4 protein-coding genes are annotated in these 3078 nt (G+C 42.7%); 2 read left to right on the forward strand and 2 right to left on the reverse strand.

Translation table 11 applies throughout. From position 1 onward, the window contains the following. Nucleotides 1-187: 187 nt before the first annotated feature. Together ACFQ2O_RS20875 and ACFQ2O_RS20880 are read left to right on the forward strand one after the other, a co-directional pair. Complete coding sequence (locus ACFQ2O_RS20875) at nt 188-1813, forward strand: ABC-F family ATP-binding cassette domain-containing protein (protein WP_377532690.1); 1626 nt, start codon at nt 188-190, stop codon at nt 1811-1813. A gap of 24 nt (nt 1814-1837) precedes the next feature. Then, the gene (locus ACFQ2O_RS20880) at nt 1838-2551 is read left to right on the forward strand and encodes a hypothetical protein (RefSeq protein ID WP_377532692.1); all 714 of its coding nucleotides are present in this window, start codon (nt 1838-1840) and stop codon (nt 2549-2551) included. 76 nt (nt 2552-2627) lie between these two features. Here the strand turns inward: ACFQ2O_RS20880 and ACFQ2O_RS20885 are convergent, their stop codons facing one another. Both ACFQ2O_RS20885 and ACFQ2O_RS20890 read right to left on the reverse strand, forming a co-directional pair. Beyond that, on the reverse strand, nt 2628-2777 hold the full coding sequence (locus tag ACFQ2O_RS20885) for a lmo0937 family membrane protein (RefSeq protein WP_377480564.1): 150 nt from the start codon (nt 2775-2777) through the stop codon (nt 2628-2630). A gap of 58 nt (nt 2778-2835) precedes the next feature. Continuing rightward, on the reverse strand, nt 2836-2988 hold the full coding sequence (locus tag ACFQ2O_RS20890) for a lmo0937 family membrane protein (protein ID WP_345163846.1): 153 nt from the start codon (nt 2986-2988) through the stop codon (nt 2836-2838). Nucleotides 2989-3078 lie beyond the last annotated feature (90 nt).

Raw genomic sequence — 3078 nt, forward strand, 5'->3', positions numbered from 1 at the left:
CAGCAATGGCGTTGTGCTTTAGTCTTGATTTTTTCTTAAGCCACTGTTAAAACTACTGACTTAGAAGCATATGCAAGACAGGCTTAACTATATATTAATACTCTGCAATGCATAGTAAAGCTTAAAAGCATGCTTTTATTTTGTAGCTTTGCACCCAAATCTGAAACTTTACCCATACCTATATTCTATGATTAGTACGAACAATGTCAGTCTGTCTTATGGCAAGCGCACATTATTTGAAGATGTTACCATTAAGTTTACTCCCGGCAACTGTTATGGCCTTATAGGTGCTAACGGAGCTGGCAAGTCAACATTCCTGAAGATATTATCCGGAGAAATTGATCCTAACACCGGTAAGGTTGAAATTCCTGCAAATGCACGCCTGGCTGTGTTAAAGCAGAACCATTTTGAATACGATGAATACCTTGCCCTTCAGACTGTTATTATGGGCCATAAGCGCCTGTGGTCTATCATGGAGGAGAAAGATGCTGTATACGCTAAACCTGACTTTAATGAGCAGGATGGGCTGCGTGCTGCTGAGTTGGAAGGTGAATTTGCTGACCTGGAAGGTTGGAATGCTGAATATGAAGCAGCGGAACTACTTAGCGGCCTTGGCATTACCGAAAACCTGCACCACGCACAGATGCGAGACCTGAGCGGTAGTGAGAAAGTACGTGTGTTATTGGCACAAGCCTTATTTGGCAACCCAGAGATCCTCTTACTCGATGAACCTACCAACCACTTAGATGCTGAGTCTATCATGTGGCTGGAGAACTTCCTTGATAGCTTCCCTAATACGGTGATTGTTGTATCCCACGACCGCCACTTCCTCGACGCAGTGTGTACGCATGTGGCTGATATCGACTTCAGCAAAATACAGCTTTATGCCGGTAACTATAGCTTCTGGTACGAGTCAAGCCAACTTGCGCTTAAGCAGCGTTCGGATGCTAACAAAAAGACAGATGATAAGCGAAAAGAGCTGGAAGAGTTTATCCGCCGCTTTAGCGCTAATGCCTCTAAGTCTAAGCAAGCCACGTCGCGCGCCAAGCTTTTAGAAAAACTTACGTTTGAAGACATTAAACCTTCTTCGCGTAAATACCCTTACATCGCGTTTAAACCAGAGCGGGAAGCAGGCAACCAAATTCTGAATGTAGAAGGATTAGGCAAGTATGTAGACGGTCAGCCTATCTTCACTAATATCAACCTGATGGTAGATAAAGGAGATAAAATTGCTGTGATAGGGAGAAATGATATTGCGGCCTCTTCTTTTTTCAAAATACTTTTTGAAGAAGAGAAGCAGGACAGCGGAGACTTTAAATGGGGTACAACCATCACCTCTTCTTTCTTCCCGAAAGATAATGCTGAGTTCTTCGACACTGACCTGAACCTGGTGGATTGGCTGCGCCAGTACTCTACGGAGAAAGATGAAAGCTTTATTCGTGGATTCCTGGGCAGAATGCTTTTCTCTGGTGAAGAATCACTTAAGAAAGCGAATGTGCTTTCAGGTGGTGAGAAAGTTCGTTGTATGTTTTCACGCATGATGCTTCAGTCAGGAAACGTGCTGGTATTTGATGAGCCAACGAACCACCTGGACCTGGAGTCTATTCAGGCACTGAACAACTCGCTCCGTGAGTATGATGGTACTATCCTGTTCTCGTCGCATGACCTGCAGTTTGTGGATACCATCGCTAACCGAATAGTAGAGTTAACACCAAGCGGTATTATTGATAAGCGCATGAGCTATGAGGAGTATTTAAATGATGAGACGATAAAAGAGCTGCGCAAAAAAATGTATGCCTCTGCTTACGCTTAATCGCTTTCATATACTTTATATACTATGCTAAAAAACTGCCGCCTTCTTCTATGTTTGAGCTTGCCGCTGTTGTTTCTGCTGCTGTGCAGTACCGAAGCCGCGGCCCAGGTGCCTGATTCTACTTACCGAAAGCCTGAGTTACCTACAGGACCACCTGTACCGGTAGAGCAGCCTCAGCAGCAAACAAGGCCAAGGCCGCGTGTGCAGGAGCAACCTACGCCGCAGCCAGAAGTGGTGGCAAAGCAGGAAGAATCAAATGAGGAGCTTCGGTTTATTGATAAACTATACTTTGGTGGCGGTTTAGGATTGCAGTTTGGAACATACACCAATATTTCTGTTATGCCAACGCTAAGCTATGCTTTATTACCAAAGCTATATTTAGGAGTTGGGGCCGTGTACCATTATGAAAGTGGCAGAGGGTATAGTTTCAATAACTATGGCGGGCGTGGCTATGTACAGGCTGAATTAGTAAACATAGGCGACGGAGCGTTATTGGCACATGGAGAAGTAGAGCAGCTAAACGTGGAGTATGCTCTTGTTGACATGTATGGATATTACATGGGCAAACAACGAGGAAACGTTACCATACCGATGGTTGGCTTGGGATATCGCCAAAGAATTTCAGATAAAGGTTCGTTTGATTTACTGGTGCTATACAATGGCAATGATAGCAATATCAATCCGTACAGTAATCCTGTTATCCGCTTCGGACTGAACATTCCGTTTACAAATCGCTAACACAGAAAGTATACATATAAAAAAAGCGGCTGCCAAAGTATGGCAGCCGCTTTTTTTATATTCTAGTAGTATTCTATCAGCCTCTTATGAGTCTGAGCAGTACCACAATAATTGCAATTACGAGTAATATGTGAATTAGACCGCCAACTGCATCAGGGAATCCTAAGAAACCAATCAGCCAAACGATGACAAGTACTACAGCTATAATATACAATAAATTTCCCATAGTTTTATTTGTTTAGTGTGTCGTATTTTTGTTTAGTTACGTGTGTTGTATGTATAAGTTATGCACTTCTGATCAGGCGCAAGAGCACTGCGATCACAGCTAATACCAATAGCACATGAATAATTCCGCCTACGGCATCAGGAAAACCCAGGAAGCCAACAAGCCAAAAAATTACTAATACTACAGCGATAATATAAAGTAGATTTCCCATTTTCTTAGTTTTAGTTTAAGCAGATTTTGAACACTTAACGATACTTTTTAGATCAGTGTTTCAATCTGCACATTTTGTACTATTCTATTT

The sequence above is a fragment of the Pontibacter rugosus genome (assembly GCF_042678745.1).
Lineage (GTDB): Bacteria > Bacteroidota > Bacteroidia > Cytophagales > Hymenobacteraceae > Pontibacter > Pontibacter rugosus.

Excerpts from the sequence above, each read along its gene's own strand:
- ACFQ2O_RS20875 (WP_377532690.1), top strand. The coding sequence starts at position 188 with ATGATTAGTACGAACAATGTCAGTCTGTCTTATGGCAAGCGCACATTA.
- ACFQ2O_RS20880 (WP_377532692.1), top strand. The coding sequence starts at position 1,838 with ATGCTAAAAAACTGCCGCCTTCTTCTATGTTTGAGCTTGCCGCTGTTG.
- ACFQ2O_RS20885 (WP_377480564.1), bottom strand. The coding sequence starts at position 2,777 with ATGGGAAATTTATTGTATATTATAGCTGTAGTACTTGTCATCGTTTGG.
- ACFQ2O_RS20890 (WP_345163846.1), bottom strand. The coding sequence starts at position 2,988 with ATGGGAAATCTACTTTATATTATCGCTGTAGTATTAGTAATTTTTTGG.